Origin of the sequence: Acetobacter tropicalis (genome assembly GCF_030644465.1) — a bacterium.
In the GTDB taxonomy this organism is placed as follows: domain Bacteria; phylum Pseudomonadota; class Alphaproteobacteria; order Acetobacterales; family Acetobacteraceae; genus Acetobacter; species Acetobacter tropicalis.
Genome location: NZ_JAUYUW010000001.1, coordinates 1,826,379 through 1,842,500 on the forward strand (window position 1 = coordinate 1,826,379; position 16,122 = coordinate 1,842,500).

The window sequence follows — 16,122 nt, forward strand, 5'->3', positions numbered from 1 at the left end:
AAGAAATCCACTGTAAAATTTTGATTAAAAACACTCCGGTAGGGTGAATTTTTCTGCACGTTCGGCTTAATGCGTGGTGTGCAATGACGTTGGGATAGGTTTTGAGTGTGCCTTTATGTCGATCCTTACGCCACTGGGTGGTGCGTATTGGGCTGGTTTTCTGAATAAGATCTGCTTCCCGGCGAGGGCTCTGGCAAAGGTCCGGCGGGTTCTTTACATACGCCGCAGAGACCCCCTTGGCTTCAAGTCTCCGCAAAGTGGCGTTTTTCTTTCTTACGCAAAAGTGTGCGGGCTGATGCGTGCTTTCCGGGTTTTCTGCCGTCGGAACGGATTGTTGTCATGAATTTTAGCTTCCCCTTCTCGCTGCGTTATTTTCACAGGTCATTCATGGTGGGGGCGGTGGCAGCGGTCCTCTGCGCGCCGCAAGGGGCGGTATATGCTACAGGCGCCGCCAGTGTTGTTGTCGGGGCGGATGGGACGCTGAGCGTTCCGGAATCGTCTCCTTTACGGAAGCGGCTGGAAGTGACAGCGGTGCAGATGTCCGCTCCGCGCGATACTCTTTCCGTGCCCGGGTCCATTGTAGCTGAACCTTGGCGTGTGGTGCCTGTTCTGGCGCCCGTCACGGGCCGCGTTGTTTCCGTTTCTGTTGTGCCGGGGCAGCATGTGCGGCGGGGCCAGGATCTGTTGACTCTTTTGTCAGGGGACATGGCGCAGGCCACCACGGATGAAGTCAAGGCGCGGGCCGGACTGGTGCAAGCGCGGGCGGGGCTGACACGCGCGCAGGAAGTCAGGCAGGCGGGGGGGGCGGCCACAAAGGATGTAGAGGCCGCCCGCGCCCTTTTGCAGGAAGCTGAGGCTGAAGAACGGCGGGCGCAGGCCCGTGTCGCTTCCCTGACCGATCAGGTGGATGAAGACGGCAAGCTGGTCATGCGTGCGCCTATGGATGGCGTGGTTGCATCCGTTGCGGCGGCTCCGGGTATGAATGTCACGGATATCACAACGCCCCTGCTGCGGGTGGAAGATCTCTCTGAAGTCTGGGCGGTGGCGGATGTTGCCGAGGCGGATGTGGATGACATGCATGTGGGCCAATCCGTCTCCATCACGCTTCCGGGGCGGGAAGGCGTAGTGCTGCCGGGCCAGATTGCGACTGTGGAGCCGGATCTGCACCCTGAAACGCGCCGCCTGCGCGCCATGATCCCGGTGCCCAACCCGGATGAAGATCTCAGGCCCAACATGTTCGCCACGGTGGCCATTCAGTTAAGGCAGCCTCCCGGCCTGATGGTGCCGCAATCCGCCCTGCTGATGAACAATGACCGGGTGACCGTGTTTGTGGAGGTCGCGCCATGGACGTTTCAGCGGCGTGTTGTGACGATCTCCTATGATGAAGGTGAAGATACGGAGGTGCTCTCCGGCCTGAAAGTAGGGGAACGAATTGTGACCCGCGGCGGGGTCCTGCTGAACGATGATTGAGCGGATTATCGCAGCCTGCCTGCGGGAGAGACGGATTGTTTTTGTGGCCATGGCCATTCTCGCCCTGTGGGGTGGCTGGGCGTGGAAAGACCTGCCTGTAGAGGCTTATCCTGATTTGGGCGCGGTCTCGGTTCAGGTGACCACGCAGAGCTCCGGCTTGGCGGCGGAAGAGGTGGAACAGCAGATCACCATCCCCCTTGAACGCCAACTGGCTGCCACACCGGGCCTTGCCAGCAGCCGGTCCAGCAGCACATTCGGATTATCCCTCATCAACCTGATTTTTCGGGATGGGGTGAATGTGTATGCCGCCCGCCAGCGGGTGACGGAGCAACTGGCGCAGGTCACTCTGCCGCCAGGGGTCACGGCCAGTCTCGGCCCTGTTAGCAGTCCATCGGGTGAAATTTTCCGCTACACGCTGGAATCAGACCGGCAGAACCTGATGCAGCTTTCCGAGATTCAGCGCTGGATTGTGGTTCCGGCGCTGACCAAGGTTCAGGGTGTGGCGGCCATCAACAATTTTGGCGGCTTTACGCGGGAATACCAGCTTCAGCTCGATCCGTCGGCGCTGAGTCGCTACGCCATCGGGGTGAATGACGTTCTGGATGCCATTCGCAACAGTAGCGTGAATGCGGGCGGCGGCCGCGTGGCGCGTGGGGAGCAGTCCTATATTGTGCGCGGTGTGGGCATGATCCACACGCTGGAGGATATGGGCGATATTCCGGTTTCCCAACATGATGGCGTACCGGTTTTCCTGCGTGAACTGGGCCGTATGCAACTGGGGCATCAGGTGCGGGAAGGGATTCTGGGCAAGGATTCCAACCCCGACACCATTGAAGGCATTGTCACCATGGTGACAGGCGAGAATGCCTCCCACGTTCTTCAACTTCTTCATGCGCGTGTTGCGGCCCTGCAAAAGCAGCTTGAGCCACAGGGCGTGCGGATTGTCCCCTATCTGGACCGCGATAATCTGGTTCACGCCACCACGGAAAAAGTGACCCATACCGTCATGGAAGGTGTGGGGCTGGTCTTTGTTATTCTCATTCTGTTTCTGGGTAGCCCGCGCAGCGCCATTGTGGCGGCCATCACCATTCCGCTGGCCTTGGCCACGGTGTTTGTCATCATGAGTCTGCTGGGCATGCCGGCCAATCTGTTCTCACTGGGGGCGATTGATTTCGGCGTGATTGTGGATGGCGCGATTGTGGTGACGGAATCCATTCTGCGTATGCGTGAAGCCCGGCCTGACCATACCATGACGCTGGATGACGTGGAGGGCATGACCCGGCACGTGGGCCGCGCCATCGTGTTTTCCACGCTGGTGATCATTGTGGCGTACAGTCCATTGTTCGCCTTTGTGGGGGCGGAGGGACGGTTGTTCCGGCCCATGGCCTATACGGTCAGCTTTGCTCTGCTGGGGGCATTGCTCAGCGCTATTGTGCTCACGCCGTCTCTGGCGTTTCTGGCCATGCGCAAGCCCCACAAGATCTTTCATAACAAGCCGCTTGAAAAGCTCCACACGCTCTATCATCAGGGACTGGACCACGCCATGCGTCGCCCGCGACTGGCCTATCTGGGTGCGGTTGTCGCGTTTATTCTGGTGCTGGTGCTCGGCGCCCATACCGGACGGGAGTTCCTGCCCGATATGGATGAAGGCGCTTTGTGGCTTCAGGTGCAGTTGCCCTCCGGCCTTTCTCTGGAAAAAGCAGGCGCCATGGCGGATGAAGTGCGCAAGGCTATCCGTTCGTTCCCGGAAACATCCTACGCCGTCACGCAGCTTGGCCGGAATGATTCCGGCACAGATCCATGGACTCCCTCTCACATTGAAGTGCCCGTTGGCCTGAAGCCTTATGACACATGGCCACATGGAGAGAACAAGGCGCAGTTTATCGTCAAGTTACGCAATCGGCTGAACCAGATTCCCGGCATTACCTTCGGCATCAGTCAGCCCATTGCCGATGGTATGAATGATCAGGTAGGTGGTGCCCATTCTGCTCTAGTGCTGCGTGTTTACGGGAACGATGCGCGGGAACTGCGGCATATTGGCAGTCAGATTGTATCCGTGCTGAAGAGCGTGCCCGGCACAACTGAAGCCTCCATTTTTCAGGAACCGGAAATTCCGCAGCTCAATATTGTGGCCAATCGTCGGGCCGCAGCGCGCTACGGTATCTCCGTTGCGGATATCATGGCTGTGGTGGGCAATGCTGTGGGGGATGCACCCATCAGCCAGATCTATATTGCAGACCGCACCTATAACATGACCATTCGTGTGCCGCCTGCCAGCGTCAGCAATCTGCGCCAGCTTGGTCATCTTCCGCTCACCGCTGCCAACGGGGCGCAGATCCCACTGGAAATGGTGGCGGATATCAGCCTGAAAACAGGCGAAGGCACCATCTCGCATGAGATGACGGAGCGCCAGATCACCCTGCGCGTGGATAACGGCAAACGCCCGTTGTCTGAGTATCTGGCGGATGCACAGAAGCGCATTGCCAGCGAGGTCCATTTCAATCCGGCGCTTTATCGGCTGGAATGGGCAGGCGAGTTTGAGCAACAACAGCGCGCGCAGGCCCGGCTGAGCGTGGCGTTGGCCATCATGCTCGCCATTATGCTGGTGCTGCTGTTTGGTGAATTCCGTAAACTCCGTCAGGCTGTTCTGGTGCTGGCGGTGGTGCCTCTGGCCCTGCTGGGTGGCCTTGTTGCGCTACAGGTGCGCGGTGAAACGCTGAACGTGGCGACGGCAGTTGGTTTTATCGCCTTGTTCGGGGTGGCGGTGCAGAACGGCATCATCATGGTCTCCAACATTAATCGGCACCGGGCAGATGGGGTGCCGTTGCGGGATGCTGTGCTGGAAGGTGCAGGGGAGCGTTTTCGCCCTGTGTTGATGACGGCAACAGTCGCCAGCATGGGCATGCTGCCAGCCGCTCTTGCCACGGGCATTGGCACGGACGTGCAGCGTGGATTGGCCACGGTGGTGGTCGGGGGGCTTGGCATTGCCACCATTCTGACCCTCTTTATCCTGCCAACCTTCTATTACGAGATGGAAGCATGGTGCGAGCGGCGAGCCGCGGCACGGGGACCGGTAGAATCGTGAAACGGATACTTCTGACAAGCTGCATTCTTACCGGCTTGGGGCTGGGTGGTTGCGCCGTGGGGCCAGATTTCAAAAAACCGGCAGCTCCTGCCGCCAGCCGTTACGGGCAGGCAGGTCAGCCTGACAGAACACAGGCGGTTACCGGCAAGGCGGAGCAGGCGGCGGCTGGCCTGCAAGGTGGAGCACAGGCGCTTCATCCGGGGCAGGATATTCCGGCCCAATGGTGGATGCTGTTCCATTCTCCGGCGCTGGATCAACTGGTGCGCAAGGCGATTGACAACAATCCCTCGCTGGAGGCCGCACGGGATGCACTGGCCGCTGCGCAGGAAAACAGGCTGGCGCAACAGAGTGCGCTTTACCCCTCCATTTCTGGCAGTTTCAACCCGACCCGCAACAAGACATCCCGCACGTACTCACCAGTGCCCAACAGCAACCAGTGGCTCTACACGGTGCATACGGCCCAGTTGAATATTTCCTATGTGCCGGATCTGTGGGGTGGCGTGCGGCGTGGGGTGGAAGCCGCCAAGGCCCTGCGTGATGCCCAGCGTGACCAGTTACGCGCGGTGTATCTGACTCTTACGTCCTCGGTGGTGCAGGCGGCCATTGATTACGCCACCCTGAAAACGCAACTGGAGACAACTCAGTCCCTTGTCGCATTACAGCGGAACCTGCTGGAGTCGGCTCGCAAGCAGGAAAAAGCTGGCGAGTTCTCGCAGAATGATGTGGCGTTGCAGCGCACGGCGCTGGCCCAGAATGAAGCGACTCTGGCCCCCCTGCAAAAGCAGTTGGAACAGCAGAAGCATCTGATCGCTTCTCTTGTTGGCGATTCTCCGGATGCGCCTCAGCCCGAATTTTCGCTCAATGATCTGACCCTTCCGGCTGATCTGCCGGTCAGTCTGCCAGCAAGGCTGGTGGAGCAGCGGCCCGATATCCGCACGGCACAGGCCAACTGGCATGCCGCCTGTGCTCAGGTGGGCGTGGCGGTAGCCAACCGGCTGCCCAACATTCAGCTTGGGGCAACACCCGGTTTTGCTGCGGCTTCCATCGCGCAGATGGCTGCACCCGGTTATGGTCAGTGGGAAGTCATGGCCATGGTGACGCAACCTTTGTTTGATGGCGGTTTGCTCCGGCATCAGGAACATGCCGCGCGTGCGGCGTATGATCAGGCTGCGGCTGATTATCGCACCACATTGATTACGGCGTTGCAGGATGTAGCGGATTCGCTCACCGCTATCCGGACAGACGCCACGGCCCTGGCGGACAATGCGGAAGCCGCAACGGCGGCTGGGGACAGCCTGCGTATCGCTTTGGCGCAGTATCGGTATGGCGCCATCAGTCAGGTGGTTATGCTGACAACCCAGCAGGCCCACCTGCAAACCGAACTGGCGCTGGCTCAGGCGCGGGCAGATCGGCTTTCCGATACAGTGGCGCTGTTTCAGTCTCTGGGGGGCGGATGGTGGAACAGCACTGAGTCAGATGCGCCGCATCACCCCTCCTGGCATCCGGACAAGGGGCTAAGCGTTCTCCTGCCCTGAGGCGAGGCCTTGTAATCTGGAAGGGGATAACACCCGGATTCCGTGGTGGTCCGTGCCTGTAATAATATGATCACGCCGAAGAGCGCTGATGGTACGGCTGACCGTTTCAATGGTCAGGCCCAGATAATCGGCAATATCCACCCGCGTCATGGGAAGAGAGACGCGGTTTTCTTCCCCCGTTGTCTGGCAGGGGCGGTGGATCATGCGGGCGAGCAGAAAGCTGGCTACCCGTTCCCGCGCTGTCTTGCGGCCCAGCAGCAGCATCTGTTCCTGCGCTTCAGCCAACTCGTCTGTCACTTCCGCCAGTAGGCGCCGTTCAAACTGGGGGTAATCGGCCAGCAATGTTTCCAGTTGCGGGCGCATAAAACGGCAGACCTGCACAGTATCCACCGTTTCCGCACCAAAGGAGTAGGTGCCTGCATTGGTCAGCCCCAGAAAATGGCCGACATCGGCAAAGCCTGTAATCTGTCTCCGCCCATCAGGCAGGGATTTGAACAGCTTTACGGTGCCAGCCGTCACGTTGAAAAAGGCTGTGGCAGCAGAGCCTTCTTCTATCAACGTCGTGTTGGGGGGGAGAGAAAGCTGTTTGGAGGATTTGGCGAGAACAACCAGATCTTCATCATCAATCGCCCGGCAGACGCTCTGATCGCGAATTTCGCATACCAGACATCTGTGCATGTCTTCTCCGCCGTTAATGACTAGCCTTCGGCGCATCGAGGCGGGCGAAGTCCGAGGTTGTGGGGCAGAAGACATCACGCACTATCCGGTAGAATCAGCCTTCCAGAACGCTAAGTTACCGGAAAACTTCATTAAAAAAGCTATGTTATTAATACTATGTGATTTTTGATATAAATCAAAGACAAGCATTAACCGAGTCTCTCGTTCACACCTGCCCCGGTTGTATATCTGGGTTGTGTAAAATGCTGTGGTTTTCAGAACACACCCCCTGCCGCATTCTGTTGAATGCTTGATCTAAATCAAGGCTGCACACTGCTGTGCGTGATTTCTCCGCTTCAGATATCACAGCGCAGTTAGAAGAGTATCAAACGATGGTGAAGCTTCGTTCCTTATTGACCGCCATGGTGGCCGGGGTGGCCGCTCTTTCTGGCACAGCCAAGGCGCAGACCACCCAGGTGGCTCCGGCCCCCGCTACGTCCAATGCTGCTTATGTTAACGCTCCGGTGCTGAGCCACATCCCGTCAGCCCCGCGTCCTTACAGCGGCCATTGCGGCATTTTTGAAACCTGCGCCAGCACCAAAATCGGTCTGGGCAAGGGCGATTTCATGATCCGCCTTTCCGGCGTGGGCGTTCTGCCGCAGGATCGTGACAGCAACGTAAGTCTGCATGCTGGTGGCGCAACCATTCCCCTGCGCAACACCCACCTGTCCACCACCAATCAGGCAATGCCTGAACTGACGCTGGAATACTTCCTGACGGACAACGTGTCTGTTGACCTGATCGCCACCAGCACCCGTCACGAAGTGGCTGCACTGGGTAGCGATGTTCCGTCTCTGGGTGGGCCGCGCAAGCTGGATGTCGGGAGCGCCTGGGTGCTGCCGCCGACGCTGACCTTCGCTTGGCATTTCCGTCCGCACAAGCGTTTCAACCCGTATGTGGGTGTGGGTGCCACGGCCATGTGGTTCCACAACATGAAGGGCAACGCTGGCAGCCCGCTGGGTCTGACCAAGCTGAACGCAGGCTTCACTGGTGGTCCGTCCGTCAACGCCGGGTTTGACTATCAGCTGGTTGGCAACTGGTTCTTCAATGCAGACGTCAAACAGATGTTTGTCCGTATGCATGCTTGGGTTCAGAACCCCGCAGAAACGCTGCGTGTCCGTGCCCACGAATCTCTGGACCCGACCGTCGTTTCCGCTGGTATCGCTTACCGGTTCTAATGGCATGAGCGCGGCATCTTCTTCAGATCTGGTTCACCGTTACGGCGGGAACCTGCCGCGCTATACCAGCTACCCGACTGCCGCCAGTTTTTCTGAGGCAGTCGGCCCCGCGCAAGCTGAAAGCTGGCTGCGCGCCCTTCCGGCTCAGCAGCCGGTTTCTCTCTATTTTCACGTTCCTTTCTGTGATGAGCTGTGCCGTTTTTGTGGGTGCAACACATCCGTCATGCGGCATGAAGACGGGCGTCTGGCCTACGGTGATCTTCTGCGGGAAGAATTACGCCGTGTTGTTGCGCTGGTTGGAACGCGGCGTAGTGTAAAACATGTGCAGTTTGGCGGCGGCACCCCTTCCACACTCCCGGCATCGGCTTTGCGGCAGATCATGCGGTCTGTTCGGTCCATGTTCCAGATTGAGCCGGATGCCGAACTATCCATGGAGCTTGATCCACGCCATGTGCCCGTAGGTTATCCGGCTCTTCTGGGTGATCTGGGTTTCACGCGGATCAGCCTCGGTGTGCAGGATCTGAACCCTCAGGTGCAGGATGCCTGTGGCCGCCATCAGTCTTTTGAACAGACAGAAGCCTGCGTTACCGCTGTACGGAATGCAGGGGTGTCTGGTGTCAATATTGATCTGATCTATGGCCTGCCATACCAGACAGAAGACAGTGTCGCAGAAACTGCACGCAGGATTGCGTCTTTGCGTCCGGATCGTCTGGCTGTGTTCGGATACGCCCATGTGCCCTGGAAACAGAAACGTCAGCGGCTGATCCCTGAAGAGTCTCTTCCCAAGCCATCCGAACGGCTTGCTCAGCGGGCCCGTATGGATACCGTGTTACGGGCAGAGGGCTATCTGCCCGTCGGTCTGGATCATTACGCTCTCCCTCAGGATGCGCTGGTGCAGGCCGCATCAACAGGCACGCTTCGTCGTAATTTTCAGGGCTATACGACCGATTCGTGCGATGTTCTGCTGGGCATGGGGGCCTCCGCCATTTCCATGCTGCCCGATGGGTACGTGCAGAATATTACCGCGGTCGCGCCTTATGCACGGGCCATGGCGGATCATGATGGTCTGCCCGTCGCGCGGGGTGTGGAGCGCACGGCAGATGATCGGCTGCGAGGCTGCCTGATAGAACGGCTGATGTGCGATATGGGTGTTGATCTGGAACAGATGGAAGCCCAGCTTGATGTCTTCTCGCCGGAGCTGGGTGCGCTTGAACCGTTGATTCAGGATGGACTGGTAACGGTAGAAGGCCCCAAAATCACAGTGACAGAAAAAGGACGGCCTTTTTTGCGTCATGTGGCGGCCGTGTTTGATACCCACCGGAAAACCTTGTCTCAGGCGCCTTCTGGCGGAGCGCCCCAGCCGCGTTTTGCGGGCGCGCTCTGAACCTCATTCACTGCTCTGCGTATAAGCATGAGTTGATCGTGTCGCTGTTTTGGCGCATGGAAAGAGGCTGTCCACCCCACATGCAAAGCAGATTTGCTATCAGGGAGTGGCATCCGTACCGTAACTGAAGGACAGGGCAGATGCATTCTGACGCCCAGGTTTTAGGGGCCGGCACCGCTTCCGCGTTTGTAAAAATGCTGGCGGGAACCCGTCCCGCGCCATATCCCTACCCGCACTGGATGATGGATTCTGTCCTGACGCCAGAGGCGTGTGATGCGCTTGTTGAGTGGGACCCCGGCGCACAGGCGCGTGCTGGGGATGTTGGAGGGCGTCGTGAAACGCGGAACAAGGCGCGGGTGTTTGTAGACAAAGCCAAGCGTGCGCAGGATGGGCGTCTTGATCGTATGGCTCATGTGCTGAACAGCGCGGAAGTGCGTCAGGCCTTTGCGGATTATTGTGGGGCCCAACTGGATGGTGCGGCCCTGCGCTTGGAACTGTGCCTGGATACGGATGGGTTCTGGCTGGAGCCGCATACGGATATCGGGGCCAAAAAACTGACCCTCCTGATCTCACTTTCTCAGGATGACAATGCGGAGGACTGGGGCACGGACCTCATGACACCGGAAGGTCAGTCCGTTGCCCGGGCATCCGGTACGTTCAATTCCGGCGTGTTGTTTATTCCGTCAGATAAAACGTGGCACGGCTTTGTAAAACGGCCCATCAGCGGCACCCGCCGCACCCTTATTGTCAATTTTGTCGATCAGAGTTGGCGTGCGGTGCATGAACTGGCATTTGGCCCGGTTGCTGCGCACGTCTGACGTTTGACAGTCATCCCTTTTTCAAGCTGGCCCACCATGACTGGTGGGCTGTTTTTTGCAATTCCGGCCTAGATCGGCTTTAGGAGGCCCCGCGCAAGCGTTCCGGGGAGAGGACAAGAATGAGCGAAACAGTGCGTGAGTCGATGGAGTTTGATGTCGTCATTGTTGGCGGTGGTCCGGCAGGGTTGGCTGCGGCCATTCGTTTGCGTCAGCTCTCGCCTGAAACCAGCGTTTGCCTGATTGAAAAAGGCAGCGAGATTGGGGCCCATATTGTCTCTGGCGCGGTGATCGAACCCCGTGCGCTCGCTGAACTGCTGCCAGACTGGAAAGAGCGCGGCGCACCGCTGAACACAGCCGTTACCGCCGAGGAAATGCTGTATCTGACAGAAACCGGCAGCGTGCGCGTGCCTTTTCTGGACAAGCTGATGCCGCACATGGCCAATCACGGCAATTACATTGTCAGTCTGGGGGAAGTGTGCCGCTGGCTGGCAACGCAGGCGGAAGAACTGGGCGTGGAAATCTACCCCGGTTTTGCGGGTGCGGAAGTTCTGATTGAAAACAATCGTGTGGCCGGTGTGGCAACGGGCGACATGGGCATCACGCGCGAAGGGGAACACGGCCCCAACTACCAGCCCGGTATGGAACTGCGTGGCCGTTATACCCTGTTTGCCGAGGGATGCCGTGGGTCTCTGACCAAACAGGTCATGGCTCATTATGACCTGCGCAAAGGGGTAGACCCACAAACCTATGGTCTGGGCATCAAGGAAGTGTGGGAAATCCCGGCCGAGAAGCATCGTCCCGGTCTGGTGCAGCATAGCTTTGGCTGGCCTCTGGATGATCAGACCTATGGTGGCGCATGGCTCTACCATTTTGGCGAAAATCTGGTGTCTTACGGCTTTGTGGTCGGGCTGGATTATCCTAACACATGGCTTTCCCCGTTTGAGGAAATGCAGCGCCTCAAGCTGCATCCAGCATTCCGCAAACATCTGGAAGGGGGACGCCGCGTTAGCTATGGCGCGCGCGCACTTTCAGAGGGCGGTTTGCAGGCTGTCCCCCGTCTAACTTTCCCCGGCGGTGCTCTGATCGGGGATTCCGCCGGGTTCCTGAACGTGCCTAAAATCAAGGGCACGCATACGGCCATGAAGTCCGGTATGCTGGCGGCAGAAGCGGTGGTGGAAGCACTGGCAAGCAACCGGCCCGAACCAGCTTCCTTCACGCAGCGGGTGAAAGACTCCTGGTTGTGGGAAGAACTGCGCACGGCGCGGAATATCCGTCCGGCCTTTGCCCGTTTCGGCATGAAGAAAGGGGCCATCTATGCCGGTATTGATGCCATGTTGCTGAAAGGCCGCGCTCCCTGGACGCTGCATTTCAAGCATCAGGATAACGAAGTGCTCAAACCGGCGTCTCTGTGTGAAAAACCTGCCTACCCCAAGCCGGATGGTCAGTTGACGTTTGATCGGCTCTCGTCCGTTTTTCTCTCTGCCACCAACCATGAAGAAGACCAGCCCGTTCATCTGCGGGTGAAGAATCTGTCTCTGTGGAAAACGGTTAACTGGGATGTGTTCCGCGCACCAGAAAGCCGCTACTGCCCCGCAGGTGTGTATGAAGTGGTGGATGAAGCGACGGACCCACGTCTGCAAATCAACGCGCAGAACTGCGTGCATTGCAAAACCTGCGATATCAAGGACCCCGCCCAGAACATAGATTGGGCCGTGCCGGAAGGTGGTGGCGGACCTAATTATCCTGCCGGTATGTGATTTTTGGTCAAAATACTGTATGGCAGCGTCTGAAAGATCCTGCATCTGCAAGCGAAAGAAGCCATGAAGATTGTAGTACCTGTCAAACGGGTTGTTGATTACAACATCAAGCCGCGTGTTAAGGCGGATGGTAGCGGTGTTGAAACTGCTGGCGTGAAGATGTCCATGAATCCTTTTGACGAGATTGCGGTTGAAGAAGCCATTCGTCTGAAGGAGAAGGGTGTCGCGACGGAAGTTGTCGTTGTGTCCATTGGTGTGCAGCAGGCGCAGGATACGCTGCGCACGGCCATGGCCATGGGGGCTGACCGCGCCATTCTGGTTCTGTCTGAAGAAAGCCCGGAACCTCTGGCGGTGGCCAAGGTGCTCAAGGCCATTGTGGCCAAGGAAGAACCGGGTCTGGTGATTCTGGGCAAACAGGCCATTGATGATGACATGAACGCCACAGGCCAGATGCTGGCCGGTCTTCTGGGCTGGGGGCAGGGCACGTTTGCCGGCAAGGTGGATGTTGCGGATGGCTCCGTGCGTGTAAGCCGTGAAATTGACGGGGGGACGGAAGAGGTTTCTCTCACGCTGCCCGCCATCATCACTGCCGATCTGCGCCTGAACGAACCGCGCTATGCCTCACTGCCCAACATCATGAAAGCCCGCAAGAAGCCGCTTGAAACGCTGAATGCGGCTGATCTGGGTGTGGATATGACGCGTCGCCTCACCGTCGTCTCCGTGGCGGAACCGCCGCAGCGTCAGGCGGGTGTGAAGGTTGGCTCTGTGAGTGAGCTGGTTGAGAAACTGCGTAACGAAGCAAAGGTAATCTGATCATGACCGCTCTTGTTCTTCTCGATCATGAAGACGGCCGGATCAGACAGGCCGCTCTTTCCGCCGTGACGGCTGCTGCCAAGCTTGGTGATGTGCACGTACTGATTGCCGGTGATGACGCCGTAGCGCAGGAAGCTGCCAAGATTGCCGGTGTCTCCAAGGTGCTGCATGCGGCCGATGCCCGTTATGCGCATGAACTGGCCGAACCTCTGGCCGCGCTGATTGTCTCTCTTGCTGGTGGGTATGACCACATTGTTGCGGCAGCCGGTGCGGTGGGCAAGAACGTGCTGCCACGTGCGGCTGCGCTGCTGGATGTGCAGCCTATCCCTGATGTGATCAGCATTGTGGATGGCGATACATTCGTGCGCCCCATCTACGCAGGCAATGCTCTGGCAACCGTCAAATCGTCCGATACGAAGAAAGTGCTGACGGTTCGCAGTTCCGCCTTTGATGCGGCTGCTGCGGAAGGCGGCTCTGCTCCGGTTGAAACGGTTGCTCCGGTGGACAGCCCGGCTGTTTCCACGTTTGAGGCGGTGCATCTGTCTGAATCTGAGCGCCCTGAACTGGAATCCGCCCGGGTTGTGGTGTCTGGTGGCCGTGGACTTCAGAGCGAAGAGAAGTTCCACATTCTGGACCCGCTGGCTGACAAGCTGGGTGCTGCCATTGGGGCCTCCCGTGCGGCTGTGGATTCCGGTTTTGTGCCCAACGATTATCAGGTTGGTCAGACCGGCAAGATCGTGGCTCCTGATCTGTATCTGGCATTCGGGATTTCGGGCGCTATCCAGCATCTGGCCGGCATGAAAGACAGCCGCGTGATTGTGGCGGTGAACAAGGATCCTGAAGCCCCCATCTTCCAGGTGGCGGATTATGGCATTGTGGGAGATCTCTTCGAGATCGTTCCTCAGCTTACAGAAGAACTGAAGTAAGTTTTTCGCTTAAGGGCGAAAGACGTTAAAAAACCTGCATGGTTGACACTGACCATGCAGGTTTTTTTATATCCTCTGTCTGACGCGCTCAGTGCGCAGTAGTCAGTGGGACTTATTGGTGCCGTATGTTGCCAGAAACATATGGACAGCGGCATGGATCACTTTTTCCTTGTCCGCCGGCTCATTTTCAAATGGCATGTTGAAGCGTTTTCGGTGCGCAAGGCGTGTCTGGCATAGCGTGAAAAACTGTTCAGCGGCAAAGGTGGGGTCCTCCACCGCCAGCGTGCCGTTTTCAACCTGCTGCTGAATCCAACCTGCCAGGGTTTCGATCGCAATTTTGGGGCCGTGTTGCCAGAAGCTGGTGGCAAGGTGCGGGAAATGTGGCGCTTCGGAGACGATGATCCGATAGAGCATGATGCTCTCTGGCAGGGTAATCAGATGCACCATGGCGCGCGCAACCACGGTCAGGGTTTCCTTCACGGGTTCATTAAGCTGAATAGGAGCCAGTGCCAGCGGCAGCTTCTCGCGGCAATTATGCTCAACAAATGCAGCGAACAGATCCGCCTTGTTGGTAAAATAATTGTAAAGAGTGCCTTTTGACACGCCAGATTCGCGGGCAATGGCAGACATGCTTGCTCCCTCAAATCCATGGGCGGCAAAAATGACCAACGCGCCATCCAGAATTTGCTGGCGTTTGGCCTCAGACTCCCCCGAGCACTGGCTGGGCGGCATGGCGGAAGGGGGGAGTGAAACAGACATGGTAGATGGTTATTCCCAAGTATGACGATTGACGCAACATTGAAAAACGATAGGTTAGCATGCTGACCGAACCGATCGGTCAGCGCAAGATTGGTTCTAGGTATAGACAGACTTTACATTGGGAGCAGACGGGTGGCTAAACGGTATGCGCGGGGCGCAAGCACCATGGTTCTGGCATTTCTGCTGGGTGGGTGCATGGTTGGCCCGGACTTCAAAAAGCCCGCTGCATGGACGCCTGAACAATGGCAGCATGCCAAACTGGAAGGGGCGTCCCGTAATCTTAGTGTGCCAAGCAATCAGGCTCCTGATCCAGAATGGTGGTCTGCCTTCCATGATCCGGAACTGACATCTCTTGAAAAACGTCTGGCAGCGCAGAACCTTGATGTGCAGCAGGCCACAGAACAACTGGCCGTTAGTCGTGGCCAGTTGCTGATTGCAGGGGCCGAGCGCCTGCCTGATCTGGCGGCAACGGGGTCCTACAAGCGGGCTCAGTACAGCAGCAAACAGTTGCAACGTATTGTAGAACGAATCGGCCAGAATGCGCCGGAAGGCGCGGGAGCCCTTTTATCCTCCCAGTCTTCTGACATCTCCATTCCTCTTCTGAACCAGTGGCAGGACGGATTGCAGGCCAGTTGGGAGGTGGATCTCTGGGGGCGGGTGCGCCGACAGTATGAAGCCGCAAAAGCGTATCTGACTGCGACTATGGAAGAACGGCGCGGTATTCTCATTGCTCGCCAGGCGGAACTGGCACAGGACTATATGGCGTTGCGTGGCTTGCAGGAGCAGTTGCGTATTACCAAGGCCAATAGAGATGCAGCCAGTCAGATGCTTTCCCTTAGCGGGGCGCGCTATAAAAGCGGCCTCGTCAGTGAACTGGATGTGGATAGCGCCCGCGCGCAGGTGGAAGACACCAATGCCCGTATTCCCCAATTTGAGCAGCGGATTGCCCAGCAGATCAACGCCATCAACCTGCTGATGGGTGCGCCACCAGGAGCATTGAATGCAGAACTGGAACAGACACCCGCTATTCCTCCTGTTCCGGCAGAAGTGCCTGTAGGGCTGCCGTCAGAATTGGCGCATCGTCGTCCGGATATCCGGCAAGCGGAAGCCGAGTTGCATGCCGCCACAGCCGAAGTAGGGCAGGCGGAAGCGGACTTCTATCCCAAGGTTACTATTGATGCCGGATTCGGCTTCCAGTCCTTCTCGTTCCGAGACCTTGGGTTCTGGAGCGCCAGAACATGGAACGTCGGCCCCTCCATCAGTCTCCCAATTTTCCAGGGAGGGCGTCTGACTGGGCAACTCAACATGAAAAAGGCTTCCCAGAAGACAGCAGCGCTGAGATACCGCAAGACAGTGCTGAAGGCATGGAGTGAGGTTGATAACGCCCTCACAGCGTATGAAGCTGAGCAAAAGCGTAACCAGTCGCTCAAAACACAGGTCGCGGCTGATGAACGCTCTCTTCATCTGGCGCAGGATCAGTATCGGCATGGGTTGACCAGCTTCCTTCAGGTTCTGGATGCTGAACGCAGGGTGCTTGCCTCCCAGACCCAGCTGGCGGACAGCGCATCGCTCATCTCCAACAATCTGGTGCGGCTCTACAATGCTCTGGGTGGAGGATGGGAAATAACCTATCCTGAATCGGGTAAAGTGCCTCAGCACGCATAAGCACATTCAGTGCTC

The 16,122-nt window shown here is 57.9% G+C and carries 12 protein-coding genes; 10 read left to right on the plus strand and 2 right to left on the minus strand.

Going from position 1 to position 16,122, the window contains the following annotated elements; all coding sequences use genetic code 11:
* The first annotated feature begins 339 nt into the window (after window positions 1-339).
* From QWU00_RS08150 to QWU00_RS08160, 3 genes are read left to right on the plus strand one after another with little or no spacing between them, the layout of a single operon-like run.
* Window positions 340-1,470, plus strand: coding sequence for an efflux RND transporter periplasmic adaptor subunit (locus QWU00_RS08150; RefSeq protein WP_222942049.1), 1,131 nt, complete (start codon window positions 340-342; stop codon window positions 1,468-1,470).
* On the plus strand, window positions 1,463-4,555 hold the full coding sequence (locus QWU00_RS08155; RefSeq protein ID WP_035382638.1) for an efflux RND transporter permease subunit: 3,093 nt from the start codon (window positions 1,463-1,465) through the stop codon (window positions 4,553-4,555). Before QWU00_RS08150 ends, QWU00_RS08155 begins: the two co-directional genes overlap by 8 nt.
* Complete coding sequence (locus tag QWU00_RS08160; protein WP_035382687.1) at window positions 4,552-6,090, plus strand: efflux transporter outer membrane subunit; 1,539 nt, start codon at window positions 4,552-4,554, stop codon at window positions 6,088-6,090. The genes QWU00_RS08155 and QWU00_RS08160 overlap by 4 nt, the downstream gene beginning before the upstream one ends.
* Here QWU00_RS08160 and QWU00_RS08165 read toward each other — a convergent pair.
* Window positions 6,070-6,843 carry a Crp/Fnr family transcriptional regulator gene (locus QWU00_RS08165; RefSeq protein ID WP_035382640.1) on the minus strand — a complete coding sequence of 258 codons (774 nt, stop codon included), beginning with the start codon at window positions 6,841-6,843 and terminating at the stop codon, window positions 6,070-6,072. The genes QWU00_RS08160 and QWU00_RS08165 overlap by 21 nt on opposite strands.
* Before the next feature lie 296 nt (window positions 6,844-7,139).
* Here QWU00_RS08165 and QWU00_RS08170 point away from each other — a divergent pair, with 296 nt between their 5' ends.
* From QWU00_RS08170 to QWU00_RS08195, 6 genes are all read left to right on the plus strand, one after another.
* Window positions 7,140-7,985, plus strand: coding sequence for an OmpW/AlkL family protein (locus QWU00_RS08170; protein WP_035382689.1), 846 nt, complete (start codon window positions 7,140-7,142; stop codon window positions 7,983-7,985).
* A 4-nt stretch (window positions 7,986-7,989) separates the two neighbouring features.
* A complete protein-coding gene (hemN, locus tag QWU00_RS08175) occupies window positions 7,990-9,369 on the plus strand; it encodes an oxygen-independent coproporphyrinogen III oxidase (RefSeq protein ID WP_035382642.1) in 1,380 nt (459 codons plus the stop codon).
* A gap of 140 nt (window positions 9,370-9,509) precedes the next feature.
* The gene (locus tag QWU00_RS08180; RefSeq protein ID WP_035382644.1) at window positions 9,510-10,187 is read left to right on the plus strand and encodes a 2OG-Fe(II) oxygenase; all 678 of its coding nucleotides are present in this window, start codon (window positions 9,510-9,512) and stop codon (window positions 10,185-10,187) included.
* A 119-nt stretch (window positions 10,188-10,306) separates the two neighbouring features.
* Window positions 10,307-11,944, plus strand: coding sequence for an electron transfer flavoprotein-ubiquinone oxidoreductase (locus tag QWU00_RS08185; protein WP_035382646.1), 1,638 nt, complete (start codon window positions 10,307-10,309; stop codon window positions 11,942-11,944).
* 63 nt (window positions 11,945-12,007) lie between these two features.
* Window positions 12,008-12,757, plus strand: a complete 750-nt coding sequence (locus QWU00_RS08190) for an electron transfer flavoprotein subunit beta/FixA family protein (protein ID WP_006558647.1) — start codon at window positions 12,008-12,010, stop codon at window positions 12,755-12,757.
* 2 nt (window positions 12,758-12,759) lie between these two features.
* Window positions 12,760-13,683, plus strand: coding sequence for an FAD-binding protein (locus tag QWU00_RS08195; protein ID WP_035382648.1), 924 nt, complete (start codon window positions 12,760-12,762; stop codon window positions 13,681-13,683).
* A 102-nt stretch (window positions 13,684-13,785) separates the two neighbouring features.
* Here QWU00_RS08195 and QWU00_RS08200 read toward each other — a convergent pair whose 3' ends face one another.
* Window positions 13,786-14,442 carry a TetR/AcrR family transcriptional regulator gene (locus QWU00_RS08200; RefSeq protein ID WP_035382649.1) on the minus strand — a complete coding sequence of 219 codons (657 nt, stop codon included), beginning with the start codon at window positions 14,440-14,442 and terminating at the stop codon, window positions 13,786-13,788.
* 165 nt (window positions 14,443-14,607) lie between these two features.
* Here QWU00_RS08200 and QWU00_RS08205 point away from each other — a divergent pair, with 165 nt between their 5' ends.
* A complete protein-coding gene (locus QWU00_RS08205; RefSeq protein ID WP_006558650.1) occupies window positions 14,608-16,107 on the plus strand; it encodes an efflux transporter outer membrane subunit in 1,500 nt (499 codons plus the stop codon).
* Window positions 16,108-16,122: the final 15 nt, after the last annotated feature.